Here is a 23285-nt window from a genome sequence, read left to right as displayed (position 1 = left end):
CTCCTAGGAGCCCATTCTTTATTACTCATCACCGACCTAATTCCAATTTAACTTTCCTTAAGCACCATCTGAATTGGCAATCGGAGGAGCTTCAAACGGGTCTTTGATTGGTTGAGCTGGCGGAGCTTTCTTAGCCTTCGTACCTGGCATCAACTCAAAGTCTGGAGCAAAGCTAGTCATCGTGCTGCGCAATTGATCAAACACTTTACGATCACCTTCAAACTTGGCTTTTCCTTCGGCTTGGAGTTTTTCAAAGGTAGTTTGACCACCCATGACTTTCTCTAAGTCACTGCGATTCACAGTAATAGTCAGGTTGGGATTTTTATCCTGATAACCCTTGATATTGGTCAGCGCAGAATTACTCATCTCCACAACAAACTTTTCGCCATTATCTGGGGTGTTCAAATTCATAGTGAACTTCATGCCAGCAGCCTTTTTGCTATCCATGCTGATTGCCAGGGCATTGAGCCATAACTCAGTAGTCATCGCTCTGATCATGTCAGGACCATTGGTCTTTGGTGATGCACCAGAAGGCATGCCGTGACGTAACTCATAGGCGGCGCCCAAGAAGCTATTGCGCACACTAGGGCTTTCTTTTTGATAACCAATTTGCTCAAAAATATCCGCTAGTAAGTCTTTGGCTGCCGTGTTGTTAGGTTCTGCATAAACCAACTTGTTCACGATCTCCATCGCTTCACGATACTTACCTTGCTTATAGAGCTGCTTACCCTTAGCCATGATCTTGGCAGAGCCACCCATCATCTCTACATACAGCGGTGCAGAGTCTTTTGGCGATAAAGGAATCAAGGTGGCAGGATTGGCATCCCAGTAACCTAGATAACGATTGATAACAGCGCGACTGTTGTGCTCTTCTGAGCCGTGATAGCTATGTGCTGCCCATTGAGACTTTAAGCTCTCAGGCTGCTTGTAAACGTTATGCACCTCATTAATTGTTACGCCATTATTGGCCAAATGGAGTACTTCATTGTTTAGGTGTGCGTAGCTATCACGCTGTGTTCGCATCACTTCTTGAACTCGATCATTGCCCCAACGCGGCCAAGAATGCGAAGCAAACATCACTTGAGCTTCATTGCCATAGCGATATAAAGCATTATTAATGTTCTTTGACCATGCCAAAGCATCACGTACTAGCGCACCGCGCAAGGTGTAAATATTATGAATAGTGCCAGTAATATTCTCAGCAGCCCAGAACGCTTTCATCTGCGGGAAGTAGGTATTCATCTCAGCAGGCGCTTCTGTACCCGGCGTGTTTTGGAATTCCATCTCCACGCCATCCACTGTCATTTTTTCAAATGGCTCATTAATCAAAATAGTTGGCTCAATTAAGCCCAGGTTTCCTGCAGCGGTATTTTTACCAATGGATTGGTCAACGTGGCCAAATGGGCTACGCGGCAATAAAACGCCATACTGGAAATACAAGCGGCGTGTCATAGCATTACCGGCGTAGACGTTCTCAGCTACAGCATGATCCATAAAGCCAGCTGGGGCAATGATCTTCACCTTGCCACTCTTCACATCCGCCTCATCCACTACACCACGCACACCACCAAAGTGGTCAGCATGCGAATGGGAGTACACCACTGCCACGACTGGGCGCTTGCCCAGCTTTTCATTTACCAACTCCAGAGCTGCTCTCGCGGTCTCTTTTGAAGTTAATGGATCAAAGACAATCCAACCGGTATTGGTTTTAACAAAACTAATATTGGATAAGTCAAAGCCACGAACTTGATATATCTTTCCTGGCACGACCTCATAGAGGCCATAGCCCATATTCAGAATTGCCTGGCGCTGTAAAGACGGATGAACGCTATCGAAGTCCTTGCCTTGTAATAAGAACTCATAACTACCCATATCCCAGGCAACGTTACCTGCATCAGCCATGATGGTTTTATAAGTAGGGGCAGCAATGAACCCTCTCTTGGATTCTTCAAAATCACTCTTATCTTCAAACGGTAGAGTTTTGCGCAAACCATTTTGCAGATCTACAGTAAATGTTGAAGGCGCCTTGCCTTTAGGATCAAAATGCTTGCCCTGCATTGCGCCAGGGTCAACCACCACCCCACCTCCGCCAGCAGCAATAGCAGCATTACCAGAAAGTAGTGCCATGGATATGGCAATTAGCGTGAGTTTGGTTTTCATAAAAGCCTTGAATTGAAGCGAAAATTGGTAGAAAAGGTACTCTAGGAATGTAAAGAGTGTGCTGGCTACAGGCAATTAGCCATAGAGCTAATGATCTATTCCTGAATAGCTGGCAAAAAGATGTTGAATTCAGCGCCACCGCCAGCGGCATCCTGATACAGAATGCGCCCTCCATGACGAGAAATAATATGCTGGCAAAGCCACAAGCCCAAGCCCATGCCGGAACGTTTATCGCTACTCGAGAGCAACTCAAATAGATGGCCCTGCACGGCAGTAGAGATGCCGCTGCCGTTATCCGCAACCCGCAGACTCACACCATCAACAACATCCCGACTCTCAAGGGTCAGGGTTCGAGAAGATCTATTAGATTCGCTGAGAGCTTGGATAGCGTTATTAATAAGATTTAGGAGTACTTGCTGGATCTCACCACGATTCACGTTGATTAAAGAATGCGAGTCAAGATCAAGCACCACTTGAATATTCTTCGCCTGAATTTCTGGCTTAGCAATCTTCAGAACGGATTCAATTAATTCGTCAAGCTCTACCTGCTCGACGCCAATCTTGCCATCAGAAAATATCGAGCGCAGCGATTGAATAATGTTTGAGGCGCGCTGATTGTCGGCTAGCAGCGCAATCAATACCTCTTTATTTTGTTCGGGAGTCAGGTGCCCTTCCGCCAACTTCTTCTGTAGAAACTGAATATTGAGCTGTGATGCGCCCAAGGGCTGATTGAGCTCATGGGCTATAGAGGCTGACAAAGCGCCTGTTGCGGCAGTTTTATTAGCTTTAAGTAAGTTGGAGATTAAGTTCTCGCGCTCGATTAATAAGGCTTTAATTTCATTATTTTCACTTTTGGATTTTGCGTTTGCCAGGGCGACCCTTTCCGCCCAATAACCCCCAAGTGCAATGTAAGAAAGCGTATTAATAACCAACTGAGCAACAGTCAGCAATACTAATAGTTGTGGAATTTGCTCCACCTTGCTAATAGTAAAACCGGTTGAAGCTAAAACCCCTAGGCGACCTAAGGAAAAACATAGCTCAACTGCAGTTGCGTATTGCATATACATTAACTGCTGTGAAGGCTCTAAACTTCTTTTGCGCCTGAGCATCATAATTTGCCAAGAGAAGAATATGATCCCTATCGCGCACATAAATGTAGTGCGCATCTCGTAGTTTCCATAAACACGAAGAAACTCGAAGGTTGGAATAAAAATCGCGACGGAAAACGCAAAGCCATACTGCAGACGCTTACTAATTGGAGCAAGCAGTGATTTGCAAAATAAGAGCTGAAAAACGGCGGCGATATAAAACAGCGAGTTCGCGATCGTGAAATTAAATTCTGGCTTTTCGATACTCTGAATTACCATGGTGCCGCCACCAAAGATCGCCAGGGCAAGAATATTTAATATTAATGAACCCATCCAGTACGGATTTGGTCTGAGTTCGCTTTGGGAGCGGTGATAGTGATAAATACCCAATAGCAGGCCCAACTGAATCGTGGCCAGAATAAAGAAATACAGGGCAATCAGGAGCTTCATACTGTGTATCGTACAACGAGGCAGACATCCCCGATCTCAATCTTCCAGCGGGGATACTTTTACTGAGTCAGGCTGGGCAAGCCACCGCTCAGGGTCAGATAGAAGAAGTACAGCGAACCAAGAAAAATGAGAGCGCCAATCAGATATTGCGGATACCGAATTCCTTGCTCTGGCATACCCTTCTTTTTACCCGTCACCATAGATCTCACGAGATTTTGTCTTTCAATCACACTCATGCCTACCGCAGCAATGATGTGGACGATGACTAGGCCGAGAACCAAGCTTGCAACTGCTTCGTGAGCCTCTGATACAAAGTTACCCAAAAACTCTTTCACCGACAGATAGCCAGTTAAGCCAATGACGAGGATGAGCAGCATCAGCGCAAACATCACTAGACCACCTGCCGGATTGTGACCAACATCGTGATGGGGGTGACCACGCAACATCGCCATAAAGTGCTCAAGCACCGCCTTTGGACTTCTCAGAAATTGACTAAATCTGGCATAGCGGGTGCCAATAAGACCCCATACCAAGCGAATGAGAACCAGTAAGCACGCGGTATATCCAAATGCATAGTGAATCATGGCCCATCGCTCGCTCTCCGAACTGAGCCAAGCTCCTGCGAAACAAATTACTAAGAGCCAATGAAATACCCTCACCGGCATATCCCACACCATGATGGCTTCTCTTACTTTGCCGGTGGCACCAACTGCATCATGGATTGACTCATTCATTTCGTGACTCATTTCGCTGGGATCTTGATGTTGCTCTCGCTGAAAATGCCTTTAGCAGCATCAATATGACAAGCACCGCAATTAGCGGGACTCTTAATGCTTGCTCGCTTCCATACGTCCACCCTCACCTCATCATGCTTACGAATAAACCAAGATGTTTTGGTGATGCGGTTTTCAGGGGCAGTCTCGCTGTACTTCTGGCGAGTGGCAGCATTCTTTATTAACCAGCTGGTAATTTCAGCTTGGGTCTTTGCGTCCACGCTGGCATCGGTGCCAAAGTGTTTTGACAGACTAGACATTACATTTTTCCAGCTTTGCTCGCTTAATAGCGCTGGCGGATAGGCCATATGGCAACTTGCGCACTCAGCCTCATATGAAGCTGGCGCATCTGCAGGCATTGCCATTTTGGCGGCAAACGTGGATGAAGATGCCAGCAGCAAGGAGGCAGCAATGAATATAGTTTTTTTCATATTGGTGAGATTCATTTCACAGTCATTAACCAAGAGAGAACATCTGCTTTTTCTTGCGCGGTGCAGTCTCTACCAAGCACATCATTGCAATTACGCTTAAACCATTTGTCCGACTTGGCCTCATCCGTAAAGCGTGCAGGATTAGCACTAGGGGCCAACGGTTTAATCACCTTCCCAGTAACAATGTGTTTAGTGTCGTGATTTGGGGGATTTTCATGGCAGGACGCACAGCTCCACTCTTTACCATGCTTGGCATTGAAGAACTGCTCGCCTCTAGCAGGTGATGCCTTGCCAGACTGAGCCTCATAAGACTTCAGCAAGTCTTGAGGCGTTGCCGCAATAGCGTTAAAACTCATTGCAAGCAAAATACCAACTACCGATCTTCTAGACAACATACCAATTTCCTTATTTACTTATTTACTTATTTACTTATTCACCTATTACCATCAGTATGCGCCCAAGATATGACAAGCCAATCCTGATAGATAAGCAGAATAGTCAAGTATTTCAAGAATATTGGGTCAATTGAGCACAGCAACCTTTCTGATTACTGATATGAGTAATACAATTGACAGAATCGCTATTTATTAGCTTTTGCCTATTACCGCATCACTCCTGAAAGGGTGTTGCACATGATTAATATTAAGGACTAAATCATTATGAAAAAAATCATCATTGCTATCGTCATCGCTGCTATCGCAGTTGGCGCATACCTTTTCCTCACCAAGCCAAAAGCACCTATCGCTGGTGTAGCCGCTCAAGAAGCTGCCCTCATCTATGACGGTGAAGTAATCAAGATTGATGCTGCAACTCGCACTGTTACTTTGAAAAATAAAGACGGTGAATCTACTGTTGTTGCTGGCCCTGAAGTAAAGAACTTTGCTGAAATTAAAGTTGGCGACCGTTTTGACGTTGTTTACGAACTCGCTGTAGCGATTGAATTGGTTAAGGTGAAAAACCCAGGTACCACTAGTGAGCAAGTTACTACTAGCACCACTACTGCCCCACAAGGCGACAAGCCAGGCATGATCACTACTAATACCGTTACTGCTACTGCTAGCGTTGAAGCAATTGATACAGCTAAAAATACTGTGTCTTTAAAAGGCCCACAAGGAAATATCTTCAAAGTTAAAGTTCAGAATCCTGACTTGATGAAAGATATTACTGTAAACGACCAAGTTAAAGTGGTTTACACAGAAGCAATTGCTGCAGTAGTTACTGCACCAGCTGCTAAGAAGTAATGCAATAAATCTTTTCTAGTTACTAGAAAGACAAAACCCCAGCAAGTGATTGCTGGGGTTTTTTATTTGGCGGAAGAGGTGTCTAGATTTTGCCCCTCCAAAACACTCTACTCTTGCCCATAAACCCGTTAAATATATGGCTTTAAAGGCTGACCCTACTCCTGAGTAGCCCACTCTACCCCATTAAAATCTATGCATTGCTGGTGGGTAGAGTGGTGGGTACAAAACATGGGGAGAGGCGTTGCAAGAGGGTAGAAAAATCAGTTTTACAGCGCGAGGTCTTGGCTCAATAGTAACCCCTGGATACCATGCAGATCCGGAATCCAAGGGCCTGTATATCCAAGTCTTTAAGGGTGTCAGCGACTACAAGCGTAGCTGGATCTTTCGTTACACCAGCCCGACTCTACTTAAACGCCGTGAAATGGGCCTAGGCTCACTAGATTCCCGATCTTTAGCTGAAGCACGGAAAGTAAGTCTTGATCTCAGAAAAATGGTCTTAGAAGGAATGGACCCTGCCGAAGAGCGATCTAAGGCTCGCAGCAAGGCTACAAATGCAATTAATGACGGCATTACCTTTGCAAAGGCTGCTGAGTTATGCATCAAAGGCAAGAGGCCAGAATGGAAGAACGCGAAGCATGCCGATCAATGGGAAAACACCATAGCAACCTTCGTAACCCCAGAGATTGGGAGAATGAGAGTTGATCAGATTAATACTGGCCATATTGCTAAGCTACTTGAGCAAGAGATTAAAAAGAAGTCTGGTGAAGTTGAGGGGCCCTTCTGGAATGTCCGCACTGAAACGGCGACGAGAGTGCGACAGCGAATTGAGGTGATCTTTGACTGGTGCAAGGCCCATGAATATATTAAGGGCGATAATCCGGCTCGCCTTAAAGGAGCTCTAGCTCACCTTCTACCCAAAGCCAACAAGATCCAAAAGAAAAGTCACCACCCTGCTCTGCCATTTCAGAAAATCGGCGAGTTCATGAGAGAGCTCAGAACAAAGAGTGGCTTTTCGGTACTTGCCCTTGAGTTTTTGATTCTTACGGCAACTCGCACAAGCGAAGTTCTTAATGCCAAATGGGATGAATTTGATATAGAGAATAAAGTATGGACAATCCCGGCCGCAAGGATGAAGGCTGGTAAAGCGCATCGTGTGCCATTAAATACTAGAGCAGTCGAGATATATGAATACCTCTCGAAGCATCGGTCAAATGACTCTTTGTTCCCGAGCAAGCATCACAATAAAGACAACATATCGAACATGTCTTTAATTGCCATCATGCGGAGAATGCCGGCATATTCACAGTATGTCCCTCATGGGTTTAGATCAACATTCAGGGATTGGGCAGCAGAGACTACTGATTACCCAAATGAGACTGTGGAGCTTGCGTTGGCTCACACTATTAAAAATAAGTCTGAAGCTGCCTATCGAAGGCAGGATCAATTAGAAAAGCGGGTTGGGCTGATGGAGCTATGGTTAAAAACAATTAAGAACCAAGCTTCCTCATGTGAGCCAATATCTCTCGGCTAGTTAAGCCCTCCGATTGCAACCCGGAGCTAAGCTTGGAAATATCCATAAACAATGGCCCGTCAAAATGAATGCCATTTATAAACCCAATCAATGCATCAATCATCTTCATCAGCAAATGCTCATTTAAAACTAAGGGGCCAAAAGATACATCTTCAGAACGATCGTACTTATTTACGTTTGTAGCAAAAATTGTTGCAATTGACTCCTCATCCAACTTGGCCGTCTCAACACACCACGAACGACTCATTAGCAACTGTTCCGCATCTGATTTAGATATTGGAGAGGTTTTTTCACTTTTAGCCTCAATGCAAAAGGTTGAGTTATCAAAAACCCAGAGTACGTCAGGTCCCCTGCCAGTTTCCTTTTCAGGCCTACTTGAGGAGGCACCCAAAAAATCACCGAGCTCCTGCAAGCCCTGCTCAACTAATTCCGCACTACCAGAATAAGCCAGCTTTGCCTTGATCTCCAATACTCTTGAAATAGCAGCATTAGGATTTATAAAAGCTTGCAGCACATCTCGAAAGGCAATCGCCTGCTCACTTGCCTTCAAATACTTTCTATCAGGCATTTGAGGTGGCCTTGGTAACAAGCTATTTAAGTTGAATGCAGCTCTATAAACCAAAGCAGCCTTTGATTTTTCAAAGTGAGATAAAGAGCTTGCCATTTTTTGCATCAAATCAGCTTTCTGGGAATCATGCAACTGGAGCGAGTCGATAGCATTCTGTAGGATGCTTGATGAAGCATGATGGTTTCTTGCCTTGCTACTTATCCATGCCTTTCTTTCGGCGATTGCAACCTTTTCTGCCTCAGTTAGTTGATTTGAAACTCTTTTATACTGAACTACAGACGACATGCGCTCTCTATAGGCCTCTTTCCACTCTTCGTTTCTATCTAGCAATGCACTAATTGCCTCACTAATTGCATCGGTTGATTTTTTGCTTACGGCTTTAACCTGGTCAGCAAGAGCTTTCCCTAAGTCAATTTGCTCCCTAGTATGAGATTCAAGAAGCTCATTGACATCCTTCCGTCCAATGAATGACCCTAAATCACTTCCAACCAAAAGAACTGCCGAATAATCTGCGCTCGATCGCACTGATCTACCCAGAGCCTGCTCCAGTCGATTTACAATTCTCATATTGCTTCCATAGGAATTTTTTTGCCGCTCAATATCAATTTGATCGCAGATTCTATCGCCTGTTGGTATACCATCAACAACTAGGATCCTACACGCATCATCTGGTAAATCTACACCATCAAAACGCTGAGTAAATACAAAAAAATTGTTGGATGATGAGTTGGTCAGGCGCTCTACAGCCTCATCAATCTCAGATCCAGCCTTAATTTCAGCACCAAACTCACTCCAAACCTCAGCCTGAGCAAATGAACTAGTTAAGACCACTACATTGGTAAGACTGGAGAGCTGGGAACACAGTCTACCTACATCACTTTTCCGAAGACTTGGATCAATTAATGAGACTGGAAGAATCATCCTCTCGCCAGCACCTCTATCGCTAGCAGGCTCTATTATTCTGTGTAAAGCAGCCTCTCCACATCCTAAATCTTTGATTAAAAATGCCCCATCCTTAATGCTTGCCGACATGAACAAGCGATGCTTTGCAGAATGAAAGGCCATGTTCTCCTCAGTGGCGGGAACGGCCATCGATAATTCAGCTCCTACCCCGGATATACACAATCTAGCCTGCTCTAAATATCTTGAGATGTTTGAAAAAGAAAATAAAATTTCGTTTTCTTCACGAAAGTTATCTATTATTTTCTCAACAGTTGGTATTTGAGGAACCCACAGCCAATAAGGAACCTCAAAACGAGCTGTTGGATCATTATTTTGAATATCGCGCCAAACAGGTGGATCGCAGCTCTCGCATATTTCTCGAAAGATCTCTCTTATTTGCAAATAGGCATCATCTGGTATTGAAACGGTATATTTTTGCCTTATTCGATCAACCCCTGAATGGATATCATCAAGAATAATTCCAGACGGAATTAACCCCCTGCTATCGAAAATATTACGTGCGTTGAATAGTTTCTCGTAAGTGCATACTAAAATTGACTTGCCCTCAAAACCCTGATGTGCATGCTGTCCAGATTTAAAAGATTCTGCAGTGATCCCTATCTTTCCAGCGGTTGATAAGACCTGCTCCACCAATTGATTTGTTGGACATAGATATAGAACTGGTTCCCCCGGGTACCTTCTTCTTATCATCTCTCCATAAACCAAGCCGACCAAAGTCTTTCCGGATCCCGTACTTACCTTAAGAATAATATCGCGATCATCACATTGCTGATCTAGACCTACAAGCGCTTCCGCCTGAACTGGCCTCAGTATTTGATGGGTGGCTTTTCGATCTAATTGCTCAAATAGCTCTACTAAAGTGCTTGGCGCAGAAGCTATTTTAGATTTGCCAAGTTTTCCAAAATTAATCACCAAGTAAGCCCTCATGTATTTATAAATTACATAATAACTTGATATCAATCCACAGAAACTCGCTCAAAATGCGGCACATCTACAAATCCTTTGAAATTCCCACCCCATCTGTTCTTAGAATTTAGACTTTCCCAGTATTCGCCTACTGTCCGAATCAGCTCTTTATCCCAGACGAGCTTTCCTTTCCAGAAGAAGTTCAGATCTATAGCGCAGCGTCTTAAGTGATTACTATTCATGGTTTTAGATCTGCCAGCCCTAAGGTAGATCTCTTGCTGCTCTGGTGAACGCCAGAGCTCTCCCCCTGTAATGACCCATCCTTCTGCAGTAGCAAACTGAATCAGCCTGCTGACGTCAATTAGAAAGGCTGCTTGTTCCGCTACTAAACTGCTCACTTTTAAATTCACTTAGACTCTTCTCTTTTATTTAAGCCATTCATACGCATCTCAAAGATCTTCTCTATAGACCTTCCCCCAAAGTAAGCCAACATGACTAACTGGCCCCATTCTCCTAGGAGCTTTACATAAGCTTCATTGATATCAATGCCCATGGCCGAGAGCAATGCAAATAAGAGGTAGGCCGTGAGGATGTAAACCAGCGTTCCTGGTCTGATGTTCTTCGATAACCTGGAGTCACTGCCCATATCGGATTGCCAGCGATTGGTGGCATTGTCTTGTGAGGCCCGATGCATCTCCGCTAGAAGCTTGGATTCCTCTATCTCGAGCTCTTTCTGTTTGAGCGTATATTGCAGCAGCAACTGCTCTTGCTCAATCTCTAGCTGCTTGAGCTTAATGAGATCTTCCTGACTGGGGTTGTCTGGAATGCGCGCACCAATCTTGCTTTCAATGAATTCCTTACCTTTAGCCTGGACCGCGCCCGCAAGCAGACCAAGGCCATTAACGGCCAAGGTTTGTACTAGAGAGGTGATGATTGGAAGCATGTGATGGTTCTTTTCTTGATGCTCGAAGGTATAAATAAGTATGGAAGTCCACCGCCCCACTACCGCCTAGACTGTTCTTTGGTGTTGGCAGTGGGGCGCAGTTACGCGCGCCCACACACCATGGTTACTTCAACACCCGCAGCCGCATCCAAACACCTGCTGCTAGTGGTCATGGCGATGTCCTTCCCTCCTGCTAGCGTTTCTTGGCTCCTTTGGTTTCTGATGGCTCTTGCTCAAGAGTTCCTTCTAATACATTTTCTTGCGCTGGAAGCTGACCTTCTTTCATTAAGCCTTCCACGATCCCCATTAGTCGATCACCATCATCCTCACCAAAGACTTTGGCTACGACCTCATGGCCATACTTAGCGCATAGGCGGTCGTACTCCTGCTCTGGAGTAATAGTGGTCTTTGTTGGGCGCTCGAACACCGTGACGTTCTCACGCCCAAAAAGGTTACGCAATATGTTTGTCTCATATGGCGGTACATACACATGGATGGTTGTGAATGCATCTCTGCGCACTACCGCTTCCACCTCTTTAATTTGGAAGTCGCTATGAATGAGTTCTTTGTGGTTCATGGTGTTGTTCATTTCTTCCTCCTTATTGAATAGCCAATACCGCATGGGCATTTGCACGTGAGATGGATAGGGCACAGCGTAAGTTCACCATGGCGTACATGGCGAGTGTGTCGTGTGGACGGATTGGAGCAACGATATCTAAGTCGTCATCCCGCAGCTTCATAAAGCGGGTATTGAGGAAGTAACAACGCTTACTCCACTCGACCGAACGATTAGCCATGGCATCGAGTTCATCAAACTGGGGATCCCAGATGATCTCTACACCCTTGAAGGCTAGCCCAGTGTTTACACCCGCACCTACGCCAGCATCGATGTACTTGGCTTCACCTGATCCAGCAATATGGGTCACTGTGACTTGTTTTCGATAGGTATCAATGAACTTACCACCCGCAATGATGAAATCAGGACTGCCACCATGCTTAATACATTGACGCCATGCGGTCTCCATCTCACCCACCAAGTTACCTGGCGTAGTTGAAGCGATGTCTTTAACTGCGTAGTTACGCCAGTAGCTTGCTTTGGCTCGATCGATACCACCTACCGTGCCGGCATCAGGAGCTAGACTAACAAGGCTATCTAGTCCCACCACTGCATCTGCGCCGTGTGAGCCGTCGCGGTGCAGCTCAAGATCTAGCTTATTAAGGAATCCTTCTCGCAGGACTTCTAACTGCTCATCTAGGAGGTTGATCAGTTGTACGCGCTCGTTGTATTCCAACTGGAAACCACGCGCCCCACCCTCCCGCACCTTGATGCCATTGCTAAAAAGCCGGTCATAGTCGATATACAGACCGTCAACTGCCCTGCGCCATGGGAAAGAGGCTTGCTCAGTCGTATTGCGTTTATTGAACTTGACCGTCTCTTCGCCAAAGGCCCAGCTAAAGTTACTGCCATGCTCTTTGCGGATGTTTTCGACTACGTTCTGTTTTGCGCCTAATAGGCTCTTTCGCCCTTCCATGAGTTTTTTAAGGAAAGGTCTCTCTACCGCGATTTGATCGACTGGTAGATTGCGCAAGTACTCACCTAAGGAAACCTTAGCTAACTCTTGCAAGTCTGTATTTGAAATTGGCATATGCCACCCCTATCAATGTATTTATCTATTCGTGAATTGGTTGGCTTCATTCCAATTGATAGAGCGTGAACCTATCCATTGCTACACTGCTAGTCGCGACCCTAGCTTTAACGCGATGGTGTGAAGCGCTGAGATCAATTATTGGGGTAGTAGATGTGGACTTGGGATATTTGTGGGGTTTTTATTCCTGTCGCTTTGAGTCTTTATGCCCAATGTGCCTTTCTGCCACCTTGGGCATAAAAGAGCGTTTCTTTGGTCGTGGCCGTCAAGGGTGCGCAAGCCACCCCTTTGGGGTGCCCTTGACGGAATACCTCCTCGTTTATTAACCATGGATACCTAATGGTATTTTTACCCACTAAAATGGATTAAAACTCATGTTTTATATGGATTTAAGTCAGAATCCACTTATACAAAAATAGGACATCAATGTCATATTTTTGTATATAATTAAGGCTTAATCAGGAAAGGAGGCCAAGATGGCTAAAGCAACAACCAAAGACCGCATTTTGGCTAGCCTACGCAATTCCAAAGGCAAGGTCTTCTTGCGTGATGACTTCAATCGATTTGGCACCTACCGCCAGGTATGCCGTGTAGTAAAAGAACTCTCAGATGAGGGCAAGTTAATGCGCCTTGGTTATGGCACTTACGTTAAGGCGCGCCCATCCTCTATCTCTGGCAAACCTGTCGCAGATGAAAGCCTGATCAACATCGGTCTTGAGACCATGAAAAAACTGGGCATCAAAGCTGATGTAGGCAAAGATATGCGCGCCCTGATTCAAGGTGATAGCACTCAGGTGCCCATGCTTCCCGTCCTCAATATTGGCAACGCTAGAGTATGTCGCAAACTCTCAGTAGGCAGTCGTAGCCTAGTCTATGAAAAGAATTAACGACAACCAAAGGCTCCAAGTTTTAGATGTCATCAATGAATTAGAGCTTGGCATTTCCGAATTCGCCCTTGAAAAAGATTTCATGGTTACTGATGCCTTGGCCGCTATTGCCAACATCAATAACCCAGACTTTGATTTAATCTTCTGCGGGGGTACTTGTTTATCCAAGGCCTACGGGCTATTGGAGCGAGTCTCTGAAGATGTGGATATCAAGGCATCACCAAAGGCTTCAGGGGCACTTACTAAGAGCAAAATTCGCTCTAGCATGAGTAAGCTCAAGGATGATCTTGAGCCAGCGCTCAATGGCGCCGGCTTTAAGTCCGAGTTCATCTCAAGGAATGCTCAAGACAACAATAACTTTATTGAATTTGATATCCAGTACTCCACCTACTTTGAAGTAAGCCCTGGGATGCGTGCGAACCTCAAGCTAGAAGTGAGCTATAGTCCATTGCGCGCGCCCAAACAAGATAAAGCAATTACCCTCTTGTTTGATTCATTGGCAGGTATGAATACTGGTCCTAGCTTTATGGTGCCATGCGTAGATTTAAGTGAAGCGTTAGCGGAAAAGCTCATTACCCTCCCAAGGCGCTTAGCTCTATCGATGGCAAAAGATAATGAGAGGCTTGATACCGCATTGGTACGTCACCTTTATGACGTTTATCAGATCATCCAAAAGAATCCATCCATCCTGAACGATCAACAAGGCAATCTGTCAAATCTAGTAAATCAAGTCATTCGGAAGGATGCGGAAGATTTTGCGAATCAACATAGCGCCTTTGTAACCGACCCGCTTGGTGAAATTCATAAGGCGATGGAGTACGCCAAGTCTGATGCGAAGACCAAAGATACTTATGATCAATTCATTAGGGTGATGGTCTATGACAAGAACGCACCCTCATTTGAAGATGCGTTCTCTGGGTTCTATCAAACTCTTAAGTTAGCCCTACCAAATCTCTCTCACTAGAAGATTAAATCCCCATATTGCTTAGGTGCTGGGCAATACGATCCATCGGTTGCTCAGAGCTAGCTACTGGAGCGCCTAGAGTTGCTGTTCGCGCCCGTATAGGTTGAGGCCGATGTTCAGGCTTCTCTTTATATTGCGTAATCTTGACCTTAGACCAATCCGGTGGAGGCATCTCTATGGAGTTGTAAATGGAGTCAATAGTTGCCCACCACCGAGAGATCTCATTGTTCTGAACAAACATATTCATATAGAACGGATCTTGTATGTATTTCACAAACAATGCAGATTTAAAGCTGTGATCAACTTCATCCTCCCTAGTGGATAGGTAATTGAGTATTTCTTGCTTAGCTTCATTCACAACATTAAACAGGTCGGGTTTGAGATGTCGTTCTAGCAAATTCTTCGCCGGAGGCTGTCGCTTAGCGCGCTCTTGTGTGTCGAGGATGCTACCCACCAGCTCACCTTCAACCTGATAGCCGCGCACTTCATCCAATAGCTTCTCGACTTTAGCTTTAAGAGTTTGGTTTTCTTTTGCAAGATCACGGTTGGTATTGATGATCTTCTGAAATCGGTTCTCACTACGAGCTGTTTGTGGAATTTGCAGCTCATCTTCAGGCGCTTGTTCAGCACCCGTTAGGATGCGGTCAATAAGCTCTTTGCCACTTTCTACCTGCACTTCTGGCTGTGGAGTAGCCTCTATCGTGAGAACGGCAGGTGCGGGCATCAATGCGCTCATGTCATAAGCTGCTGGCAACTCTGTCTTAGTATCTACACCTACATCCATAGCGGGCATTGATGCTGGTACATGAACCGCGCCCTTCACTATTTGCAATACCAGCTCCTCAGGCTCCAACTCCTCCAGCCCTTCTGGATCCTCAAGCTCTTTAGTCACCACTACCGGCTTTGAAGCTTCTGTTTTGGTTGCGTCTGAGGCTTTGCTTAGATCATCCAATAGCGCTGCAGTCTGGGCCTGCTTTTGGTTTTGACGATCAAGCTCTTGCTGCTTTGCTAGTAGCGTGGCAACTTCAGCGGCAGCTTGTTTGGCGGCTTCCTTCTCCTTGTTTTCTGCAAGCCTTCTTTCTAGATCTTGTTGTTTCACTAAGCGAGCGGCCTCCTTAGCTGCAACGACCTTTAGCCTTTCCTCTTCATCACGGGCTGATTTTTCCGCGGCCTTGCGCTGCTTTTCTTCTTCGGCAGCTTGTCTTGCTTTAGATTGCTCAGCTAATTCAATGGCGCGATCTTCCCTGGCTTTATTGCGTCTTGCAGCTGATTCCGCAGCATGCTTTTCATATGCCTCTTTTTCTAGGCGCTCACGCTCTCGCTTGGCTTCACGGTCTTGCACCCGCTGAATAGCACCGCCATTAGTCATCACTCCGGAACTAAAGTTTTTCACTTCTTGCATCTGCTGTCTCCTCTTTTGATTGTTGTTCTGTACTGCGCTTGTCTCCACCCATTTGCCACATCCGATTCATCGAAAGATCGCTGTTGACATCTACGTATTCCTCAGCTTGTTTTTCTACATTCGGTATAAATAGATTTGAATCGATACGATCGTCATATCGCAAGAGAGTCTCCTGTAGGAGATTACGGATATGTTCGTAATCCATTCCTCTGGCTTGTAGGTTTTGCATCTGAATTGATAGATTCGTAATCATGGGTAAAACCTTGAGCCAGCTTTCTTTGTCTTCTATGCCATCTGGTGCGCCGGTAGTGCCTGCGCGAATGCGCAAATCCACCATGTCAAAAATTCGGTCTTTGGTGAGTTCTGGCCAGTCATAGGCTTTCTCCATAGTCATGAATAGTTCGCCATTGACCATGGTGGTCTTATTGCTTGGTGGCCCCATATAGCGCTCCACTTGCTCTTTGGTCAGTTCTTGCAAAAGTACCTGGGCGCTGTATTGGGCGATCTCTTGTAGCCAATCTTCTATCTGGTCTTTGAATTCAAATACGCGCCCAGATAAGGCTCTTTGCAAGATGTTGGCTTCGGTGGCTGTCTTGGGTCTGACTACTGTTGAGCGCGCAGCATCTTGCAAGCCAGTGACTTGCTCCCAGTCATAACGAACTGCGCTGGTGTCATAGACGATCGGGTCAATCTTGGGATGCCCCCTGGGGATGATGACTTGATTTAAAGGCTTGCCTTCGGTATCGACAATCGTGATCTCACCGAAGCGTGAGTCTGAGTGTTTCTTAATGGTCTTTTCATTGATATCGGCTGATGCTACCCACCCCGGAATACATAGGTCTCGATGTTGATTGAATCGATCCCTTGCTTCGTTGTGCTCGTCTTGTAGACGCTCGGTTAGATCTACCAAACTTGGACCAACAAACTGGCCATCTATTACCTGATATGGCAATAGAAAGAATGGATACCAGCGTTCTCCTACTCTTGGAGGTGAGTAGGATTCACGTAGCCATTCAGTCGCGCCCTCCACCATGGTGTAAACACGCTGGGTAGCTCTGTCCCAGATCTCTAGCACTGCTATTTGCTGATCATCGGTCACCGGGCCTGAAGCAGCATTCATCTGCATTGAGGCTAGGCGTTTGGCTTTCTTATGGGATGGTTCGCCTTGGCCTGGTTGGTAAATCTTGGCACTGGCTAGATTCTTCTTATAGAGCGCTTCTGCTTGGCCACGCTTCATCGGGATGATTTGGCAGATCCAGTCAGCATCGGTGTAATCCCAGAACTCACATATTGAGGGGTCGATGAGGAGATTCTCAGTAAGGACCCTATCAATCACAAGACCTTCGGCAGATTGAACCTCTGACTGCTCTTGTAGTGACTTGATGAGCTCTTCTAGCTCCGCTCTTTTAGCATCATGATGATGACGCTGGCCATCCTCTTGAAGGTCTCGCGCTAGCTCCTCTATAGCTAGGAGGTTTTCTTGAGCATCGTTAATACGGCTTTGGATATATCCATCCTTGCTTGGGTCTCGCTGATACATCACCTTCAGGATTCCGAAGCTACAGGTCAGTGCCGCCCTTACTGTCGACTTGACTCTATTCTTAAGCTGAGCGTGCTCAAGCGCTCTATTGGTGACCCTCTCTAGTGTTTTACAGAAGAGTTTGATATCAGCGCCCGAGTGGGTTGGTGCTGCTGAGATCTCTGGGTTGCGTGCATAGACGTTAGGTAGAACTGCAGAGATCGTGCCATGTATAAGGTTAGCTCTCAGACTATAGAAGTCTTTGCCAGTAGGATCAGCATTCCAATTAAAGCCAGCTACGGTATTGCGGTTATGTCTTACGCGTTTATGGAATGTTGCCCAGTGAGCGCGCGCATGCGTGATACGGGCAGTCCATTTTTGTTGGAGGGCTTTGGGGTCTTGGGGCATATCCCATTTATAGATCGCTTGCCCTTGGCTCAAGAATTTATTTAGGATAAATTCATCAGTCCGTCAGTTATGAGGTGAAGGGGGGTATCTCCATGTTAAAACCCCACAGGCAGAGATCAGCCCATAGGAGGTCTTAGCCTAGCGTTAATCAATAACGCTTAGAATTTTTGCCAAATTATCGCAATAGAAAAGAAAACACCTCCACACTACATTGCACGCTTTCAAGCGCCAATACCAAGCCTTTAAATTAATTATCGAAATTATTGGTGATATCCAATACCATCCCAAGATATATATTTCCTGCTAATAAGCCCACATTACGCAACCTAACAAAGGTTTATGCTAAAGTGATCAGGCCATAAGGTTTCTTGCCATAAACAAGGATTAATAGGGAACAACAGAAGAGTTTTTAACTTAATCTGTGGCTGCCCCCGCAACTGTGATCGGCGAGTTTGATGCTCACTATGCCACTGGTCTTTGGACTGGGAAGGCAACATCAAATGATGACTCGAGAGCCAGGAGACCTGCCTTACGGTAATTGACCTAATTATGGGCGGGGTGTCCTTGTGTTGGTGTCGTTTGCTCGTCAGGATAGGCTCCCCTATTGTGACGTGTGCCGTCCTACGCAAACGATATTCGCCATTGATCCGCCTTTGTATTGTTAAAGGAGAAACGGATTGAGTAGCGTAACTACCCTAGAAATACCCTCTAAATCGATGTGTGTCGTGGATATGGTTTTACCAGACCAATCCAATCACCATGGCACTTTATTTGGTGGCGCCGCCTTATCGGCACTAGATCGCCTTGCATTCATCATGGGCTCTAAAGTCCTTCATGGAACAATTGTTACGGCCGCTGTTAGCAAACTGGACTTTGCAGCTCCAGTCCCCACTGGTAGCTCGATTGAATGCACCGCTGACGTCATTGAACAAGGCAATAGATCAATCACCATCAGAACCCATTTGTTTGGGGAGGAATTAATTTCTGGGGAGCGAGTTCTTTGCCTATCCGGTGACTTTGTCATGGTCAGAAAAGATGATTTGGGGTCCGTACAGCGAGCTATTCCAACAACTGTCGATATTCCAGCTCAAACAACCTTAACATCCACTCACCCGATTATCAGAGTCGCTGAAATCGTATTTCCGGGGCAGGCTAATCATCGCGGAATCTTGCATGGAGGTCCAGCGATGGGTTGGATTGCAAAGGCTGGCTTTGTTGCAGCCACCCGAAGATTACGAAAAACCATAGTGATGGCCAGCAGTGAAAAGATGGACTTCATTGCGCCTGCTTACGTAGGAGACATTGTAGAAGTTTTGGCGCAAGTATCTAAAGTCGGAAATCGCTCAGTTACTGTCAGCGCAGAAGTTTGGGCTGAATCTACATCAACAGGCCTTCGCCGTTTATGCACCTCTTCGAGCTTGGTATATGTTGCCATTAATCACTAAATTTAGCCCCATACTTCCCCAGCATTATGAAATATTGCGCTCACATATGATGTGCTTGAATGGTGACGATCGCTATCAACGATTTGGATCAGCAATTAGTAATGATGCTATAGACAAGTGGATTAAAACGTTAAGTTGGGATGAGTTTCAATTATTTGGAGCTTGGCGACTTGATTATTTTGCAAGGCCAGTTGAACTGATCGGCGTTTTGCAACTCGCCCCAATGAATACTTTTGGGTCTTATGAGTTGGCCATGACAGTACTTCAAGCCTATAGAAGGCGTGGCATCGCAACTGCCATGGTTTCCACCGCCATCAAAATAGAGTCGCTTCAACGCATTAAGAAAATCATTTGTCAAAACGGGCATCCAGTCATGCGCTCTATTGTCAGAACATTAGAACTAGATGCCCATTACCAAAATGTACCGCCAAAAATGCATATTCTCTGCGAAAGGCCCAAACAGAACAAACTACACATGGTGGCATATGATTAAGCCAGTGCTCGTAACTTTTCTGCCGCCAAGACCATGTTCTTGAGTGCAGGATTAACCTCTGACCATTGCCTTGTCTTTAGCCCACAATCAGGATTGACCCAGAGGCGCTCGGCAGGAATCCTTTTGGCCGCTTTAGTCATAAGCTCAATCATCTGCTGCTCAGATGGAATATTGGGCGAATGAATATCATACACACCGGGTCCAATCTCATTTGGGTAATTAAAGGTATCAAAGACGTCCAATAATTCCATATCCGAACGTGATGTTTCAATCGTAATAACATCCGCATCCATTTGAGCTATCGCCTCAATGATGTCATTGAACTCTGAATAGCACATATGCGTATGAACTTGAGTCTCATCCCGAACTCCGTTAGCAGCAATACGAAATGATTCCACTGCCCAATCTAAGTACGATTTCCATTGTGATTTGCGTAGCGGCAAGCCTTCACGCAAGGCAGCTTCATCAATTTGAATTACCTTTACCCCAGATTTTTCTAAATCCAATACTTCCTCTCGAATAGCCAGGGCTAGCTGAAGGCACGATACTGAGCGGGGCTGATCATCGCGCACAAACGACCAATTTAATATGGTTACTGGTCCAGTCAACATTCCCTTCATTGGCTTCTTCGTCAGGGTTTGCGCAAAGGAAATCCACTCTACTGTCATCGGTTTGGGGCGGCTAATATCCCCAAACAGAATCGGCGGTTTGACGCAACGAGATCCGTAGGACTGCACCCAGCCAAATTGGCTAAATGCATATCCTTTGAGCTGTTCGCCAAAGTACTCCACCATGTCATTGCGCTCAGCCTCGCCATGAACCAATACATCTAGCCCCAGACTTTCTTGTTCGCGCACACATCTTGCAATCTCGGCCTCCATGGCATCAACGTAATTTAATCTTGATAACACGCCAGACTTATATTGACTGCGAGCCAATCTGATTTCAGGGGTTTGTGGAAATGATCCAATTGTTGTAGTTGGAAACTTAGGCAAATTTAATATTGCCCCTTGCTTTTGGATTCGCAGCTCATATGCACTCTGTCGTTGCCCTAGTTCCGGAGTGATTTTGGAGATAGCGTCCTTTACCGCTGGATCATTGACTATTGGTGAATTTCTACGCGACTCCAGTGCAGCATGATTACTAGCCAATTGACCAACAACCTCTGCCCGCCCTTTATTTAAAGCGGTAGCTAAAACAGATAACTCTTCGAGCTTTTGAATTGCAAAAGATAGCCAACTTTTAATTTGGGGGTCTAACTTTTCCTCACTATTAAGATCCACTGGAATATGAAGCAAGGAACAAGATGGTGCTATCCATAAGCGATCACCCAGCTTTTTCGCTAGGGGCTCCAGCCAATCTAAGGCTGCATTCAGATCAGTTTTCCAGATATTGCGTCCATTGATAACTCCCAGGGAGAGTATTTTTTGGACAGGAAGAATATTTAGGATCAGGGGCACCTCTTCTTTTGCATTTATGGCATCAATATGAAGACCGGCAACAGGAAGGTTGCATGCCAAATATCGATTGCCATCAAGGGATCCAAAGTAGGTGGCGACTAAGACTTTCACTTTGCTCGTTTTAAGGTGGTGGTAAGCCAAATTAAGTGCATGTTGCCAATCTTCATCTAATTCAGTAACTAGGCATGGCTCATCAATTTGCACCCAGTCAACACCCTGTGCTGCTAGCTCATCCAATAACTTGCTATACAAAGGCAAGATCTTATTAAGCAGGTCCAGCTTATTGGTTGCGTCTTTTGCCTTACCAAGCCACAAGTAAGTTACAGGTCCGATCAGGACTGGCTTAGCTTTAACATCTTGGGCTTTCGCCTCCTCCAATTGCCGCAATAATCGCGAGGCATCTAATTTAAATTTAGTATGAGATGTAAATTCAGGAACGATGTAGTGATAATTGGTATCAAACCACTTAGTCATTTCCCCTGCAGCGATATCGCTACAACAACCAATATGCTCTTCCGAACTAGCCACCGACCGGCCGCGAGCAACCCTAAAGTAGTTATCCAACGAATTGCCATGTAAATTTTGGGCACGCTCAGGTAAGTTGCCCAATAGAAAACTCATATCAAGCACTTGGTCATAAAAAGAAAAATCGCCGACTGGACTTAAATCCAACCTCGATTGCACTCTCCAGTTGCGCTGGCGCAACCCCTCACCCTTAGCCAATAAATCATCGCGGGTAATTTCACCCCTCCAGTAGGACTCCAATGCAAACTTGAGTTCGCGCTTAGGACCAATACGGGGAAATCCAAGATTATGTGTGGTGACCATCTTTTCTACCTTCAATATCAATTAAGTTGGAAGGATCGTAAATAGAATGATCTATGAAGTAAAATGGTATTAATTCAATAATCCATTACTTTTATTCATAATATGATTGAGCGCAGCCATTTAAAAATTATTCGTGAAGTTAACCGAATGGGCTCTTTAACGGCAGCAGCTGAAGTGCTCTGCCTGACACAATCAGCACTAAGCCACACCATCAAAAAACTAGAGCAGGCCATCGGCACTGCCATTTGGTTGCGCGAAGGACGACACCTTAGGCTCACACAAGCTGGAAACCATTTATTACAACTTGCCAATCGACTATTGCCACAATTGGAAAGATCGGAAGAGCAACTAAAAGAGCATGCAAATGGTGAGCGTGGATCTTTGCGCATTGGAATGGAGTGCCACCCTTGCTATCAATGGCTACTAAAAGTAGTTTCACCTTATCTAGAAAAATGGCCTAACGTAGATGTTGATGTAAAACAAAAATTTCAATTTGGTGGCATTGGCGCATTATTTGCTCATGAAATTGACATGCTAGTAACACCCGACCCCCTATATAAATCAGGGCTGCACTTTGAGCCGGTTTTTGATTACGAGCAAGTTCTTGTTGTGGGAAAAAGTCATGCTCTAGCGGCCAAAAAAAATGTCATACCAGAAGATCTAATCAACGAGACGCTCATTACTTACCCAGTAGAAATTGACCGATTGGATATTTATAGCCAGTTTCTACAGCCGGCTGGTATTGCACCAAAAAAACATAAGACTATCGAAACTACAGACATCATGCTGCAGATGGTTGAAAGCGGTAGAGGGGTTGGAGCTCTTCCGCGTTGGCTGGTAGAAGAGTATGCGAATAAGCTCGATATTCTCCCAATTCGTCTAGGTAAAAATGGGGTTTCAAAGCAGATATTTTTGGGGATGCGTGAAGGTGAAGATAGTATTGATTACATCAAGTCATTCATCGAAATTGCTCGATTTTCCGGCACACCACAAAAATTGAAGAAGCTAAATCAGTGAAAAACTAATTAGGCTAATTATCGTTTTAAACGACATTGATCTACACAGGGATGTCTAATTAATTATGCCCTTTAAAAGGATCTTACATGAAAAGGGCACCCCTTCAATCTCGGTTGGTTTGAGGATAGTCACACAGGATTAAACATCCTAATGTTTAGATTA

20 protein-coding genes and 1 riboswitch are annotated in these 23285 nt (G+C 45.3%); of the genes, 7 read left to right on the top strand and 13 right to left on the bottom strand.

Features of this window, described 5'->3' with window-relative positions:
- Positions 1-57: 57 nt before the first annotated feature.
- From ICN16_RS00300 to ICN16_RS00280, 5 genes are all read right to left on the bottom strand, one after another.
- Positions 58-2160: an alkyl/aryl-sulfatase gene (locus tag ICN16_RS00300; RefSeq protein WP_216133065.1), complete on the bottom strand. Its 2103-nt coding sequence runs from the start codon at positions 2158-2160 to the stop codon at positions 58-60.
- A gap of 95 nt (positions 2161-2255) precedes the next feature.
- Complete coding sequence (locus tag ICN16_RS00295) at positions 2256-3698, bottom strand: sensor histidine kinase (RefSeq protein ID WP_216133064.1); 1443 nt, start codon at positions 3696-3698, stop codon at positions 2256-2258.
- A gap of 59 nt (positions 3699-3757) precedes the next feature.
- The gene (locus ICN16_RS00290; RefSeq protein ID WP_216133063.1) at positions 3758-4432 is read right to left on the bottom strand and encodes a cytochrome b/b6 domain-containing protein; all 675 of its coding nucleotides are present in this window, start codon (positions 4430-4432) and stop codon (positions 3758-3760) included.
- 8 nt (positions 4433-4440) lie between these two features.
- Positions 4441-4902, bottom strand: coding sequence for a diheme cytochrome c (locus tag ICN16_RS00285; protein ID WP_255533543.1), 462 nt, complete (start codon positions 4900-4902; stop codon positions 4441-4443).
- An 11-nt stretch (positions 4903-4913) separates the two neighbouring features.
- The gene (locus ICN16_RS00280; RefSeq protein ID WP_216133062.1) at positions 4914-5297 is read right to left on the bottom strand and encodes a DUF1924 domain-containing protein; all 384 of its coding nucleotides are present in this window, start codon (positions 5295-5297) and stop codon (positions 4914-4916) included.
- Between the two features lie 264 nt (positions 5298-5561).
- Between ICN16_RS00280 and ICN16_RS00275 the strand changes: the two genes are divergently transcribed.
- A complete protein-coding gene (locus ICN16_RS00275; protein WP_216133061.1) occupies positions 5562-6143 on the top strand; it encodes a hypothetical protein in 582 nt (193 codons plus the stop codon).
- Positions 6144-6384: 241 nt separating this feature from the next.
- The gene (locus ICN16_RS00270; RefSeq protein ID WP_216133060.1) at positions 6385-7674 is read left to right on the top strand and encodes a site-specific integrase; all 1290 of its coding nucleotides are present in this window, start codon (positions 6385-6387) and stop codon (positions 7672-7674) included.
- Here ICN16_RS00270 and ICN16_RS00265 read toward each other — a convergent pair.
- The 5 genes from ICN16_RS00265 to ICN16_RS00245 form a co-directional block, all read right to left on the bottom strand.
- Positions 7631-10132, bottom strand: a complete 2502-nt coding sequence (locus ICN16_RS00265) for a DEAD/DEAH box helicase (RefSeq protein ID WP_216133059.1) — start codon at positions 10130-10132, stop codon at positions 7631-7633. The two genes, ICN16_RS00270 and ICN16_RS00265, sit on opposite strands and share 44 nt — an antisense overlap.
- Before the next feature lie 29 nt (positions 10133-10161).
- Entirely contained in the window at positions 10162-10509 is a 348-nt protein-coding gene (locus ICN16_RS09915) for a M15 family metallopeptidase (RefSeq protein WP_216133058.1), read from the bottom strand.
- Between the two features lie 8 nt (positions 10510-10517).
- On the bottom strand, positions 10518-11054 hold the full coding sequence (locus ICN16_RS00255) for a hypothetical protein (protein ID WP_216133057.1): 537 nt from the start codon (positions 11052-11054) through the stop codon (positions 10518-10520).
- 193 nt (positions 11055-11247) lie between these two features.
- On the bottom strand, positions 11248-11643 hold the full coding sequence (locus ICN16_RS00250; protein WP_216133056.1) for a hypothetical protein: 396 nt from the start codon (positions 11641-11643) through the stop codon (positions 11248-11250).
- A gap of 10 nt (positions 11644-11653) precedes the next feature.
- On the bottom strand, positions 11654-12700 hold the full coding sequence (locus tag ICN16_RS00245) for a phage major capsid protein (RefSeq protein ID WP_216133055.1): 1047 nt from the start codon (positions 12698-12700) through the stop codon (positions 11654-11656).
- Positions 12701-13176: 476 nt separating this feature from the next.
- Here ICN16_RS00245 and ICN16_RS00240 point away from each other — a divergent pair, with 476 nt between their 5' ends.
- Entirely contained in the window at positions 13177-13587 is a 411-nt protein-coding gene (locus ICN16_RS00240) for a DUF6088 family protein (protein WP_173960798.1), read from the top strand.
- A complete protein-coding gene (locus ICN16_RS00235; RefSeq protein ID WP_216133054.1) occupies positions 13574-14551 on the top strand; it encodes a nucleotidyl transferase AbiEii/AbiGii toxin family protein in 978 nt (325 codons plus the stop codon). Before ICN16_RS00240 ends, ICN16_RS00235 begins: the two co-directional genes overlap by 14 nt.
- 4 nt (positions 14552-14555) lie before the next feature.
- On the opposite strand, the gene ICN16_RS00230 is transcribed toward ICN16_RS00235, so the two are convergent.
- Entirely contained in the window at positions 14556-15953 is a 1398-nt protein-coding gene (locus ICN16_RS00230) for a hypothetical protein (RefSeq protein WP_216133053.1), read from the bottom strand.
- On the bottom strand, positions 15931-17880 hold the full coding sequence (locus ICN16_RS00225) for a hypothetical protein (RefSeq protein ID WP_216133052.1): 1950 nt from the start codon (positions 17878-17880) through the stop codon (positions 15931-15933). The genes ICN16_RS00230 and ICN16_RS00225 overlap by 23 nt, the downstream gene beginning before the upstream one ends.
- Before the next feature lie 344 nt (positions 17881-18224).
- Positions 18225-18427, top strand: a riboswitch (cobalamin riboswitch).
- Positions 18428-18557: 130 nt separating this feature from the next.
- Here ICN16_RS00225 and ICN16_RS00220 point away from each other — a divergent pair.
- Together ICN16_RS00220 and ICN16_RS00215 are read left to right on the top strand one after the other, a co-directional pair.
- Positions 18558-19325 carry an acyl-CoA thioesterase gene (locus tag ICN16_RS00220; RefSeq protein WP_255533542.1) on the top strand — a complete coding sequence of 256 codons (768 nt, stop codon included), beginning with the start codon at positions 18558-18560 and terminating at the stop codon, positions 19323-19325.
- Complete coding sequence (locus tag ICN16_RS00215) at positions 19306-19818, top strand: GNAT family N-acetyltransferase (RefSeq protein WP_216133051.1); 513 nt, start codon at positions 19306-19308, stop codon at positions 19816-19818. Before ICN16_RS00220 ends, ICN16_RS00215 begins: the two co-directional genes overlap by 20 nt.
- On the opposite strand, the gene metE is transcribed toward ICN16_RS00215, so the two are convergent.
- Positions 19815-22106 (bottom strand): 5-methyltetrahydropteroyltriglutamate--homocysteine S-methyltransferase, encoded by a 2292-nt coding sequence (gene metE / locus ICN16_RS00210; RefSeq protein WP_216133050.1) that lies wholly within the window; start codon positions 22104-22106, stop codon positions 19815-19817. The two genes, ICN16_RS00215 and metE, sit on opposite strands and share 4 nt — an antisense overlap.
- Positions 22107-22208: 102 nt before the next feature.
- On the opposite strand from metE, the gene ICN16_RS00205 reads away from it, so the two are divergent.
- Positions 22209-23123 carry a LysR family transcriptional regulator gene (locus ICN16_RS00205; protein WP_216133049.1) on the top strand — a complete coding sequence of 305 codons (915 nt, stop codon included), beginning with the start codon at positions 22209-22211 and terminating at the stop codon, positions 23121-23123.
- The last annotated feature ends 162 nt before the right edge of the window (positions 23124-23285 follow it).

Source organism: Polynucleobacter sp. es-MAR-4, from assembly GCF_018882055.1.
GTDB lineage: Bacteria > Pseudomonadota > Gammaproteobacteria > Burkholderiales > Burkholderiaceae > Polynucleobacter.
This window is presented reverse-complemented; position numbering and strand designations above follow the sequence as displayed.

Excerpts from the sequence above, each read along its gene's own strand:
- ICN16_RS00300 (WP_216133065.1), bottom strand. The coding sequence starts at position 2,160 with ATGAAAACCAAACTCACGCTAATTGCCATATCCATGGCACTACTTTCT.
- ICN16_RS00295 (WP_216133064.1), bottom strand. The coding sequence starts at position 3,698 with ATGAAGCTCCTGATTGCCCTGTATTTCTTTATTCTGGCCACGATTCAG.
- ICN16_RS00290 (WP_216133063.1), bottom strand. The coding sequence starts at position 4,432 with ATGAATGAGTCAATCCATGATGCAGTTGGTGCCACCGGCAAAGTAAGA.
- ICN16_RS00285 (WP_255533543.1), bottom strand. The coding sequence starts at position 4,902 with ATGAAAAAAACTATATTCATTGCTGCCTCCTTGCTGCTGGCATCTTCA.
- ICN16_RS00280 (WP_216133062.1), bottom strand. The coding sequence starts at position 5,297 with ATGTTGTCTAGAAGATCGGTAGTTGGTATTTTGCTTGCAATGAGTTTT.
- ICN16_RS00275 (WP_216133061.1), top strand. The coding sequence starts at position 5,562 with ATGAAAAAAATCATCATTGCTATCGTCATCGCTGCTATCGCAGTTGGC.
- ICN16_RS00265 (WP_216133059.1), bottom strand. The coding sequence starts at position 10,132 with ATGAGGGCTTACTTGGTGATTAATTTTGGAAAACTTGGCAAATCTAAA.
- ICN16_RS00255 (WP_216133057.1), bottom strand. The coding sequence starts at position 11,054 with ATGCTTCCAATCATCACCTCTCTAGTACAAACCTTGGCCGTTAATGGC.
- ICN16_RS00250 (WP_216133056.1), bottom strand. The coding sequence starts at position 11,643 with ATGAACAACACCATGAACCACAAAGAACTCATTCATAGCGACTTCCAA.
- ICN16_RS00245 (WP_216133055.1), bottom strand. The coding sequence starts at position 12,700 with ATGCCAATTTCAAATACAGACTTGCAAGAGTTAGCTAAGGTTTCCTTA.
- ICN16_RS00240 (WP_173960798.1), top strand. The coding sequence starts at position 13,177 with ATGGCTAAAGCAACAACCAAAGACCGCATTTTGGCTAGCCTACGCAAT.
- ICN16_RS00235 (WP_216133054.1), top strand. The coding sequence starts at position 13,574 with ATGAAAAGAATTAACGACAACCAAAGGCTCCAAGTTTTAGATGTCATC.
- ICN16_RS00230 (WP_216133053.1), bottom strand. The coding sequence starts at position 15,953 with ATGCAAGAAGTGAAAAACTTTAGTTCCGGAGTGATGACTAATGGCGGT.
- ICN16_RS00225 (WP_216133052.1), bottom strand. The coding sequence starts at position 17,880 with ATGCCCCAAGACCCCAAAGCCCTCCAACAAAAATGGACTGCCCGTATC.
- ICN16_RS00215 (WP_216133051.1), top strand. The coding sequence starts at position 19,306 with ATGTTGCCATTAATCACTAAATTTAGCCCCATACTTCCCCAGCATTAT.
- metE (WP_216133050.1), bottom strand. The coding sequence starts at position 22,106 with ATGGTCACCACACATAATCTTGGATTTCCCCGTATTGGTCCTAAGCGC.
- ICN16_RS00205 (WP_216133049.1), top strand. The coding sequence starts at position 22,209 with ATGATTGAGCGCAGCCATTTAAAAATTATTCGTGAAGTTAACCGAATG.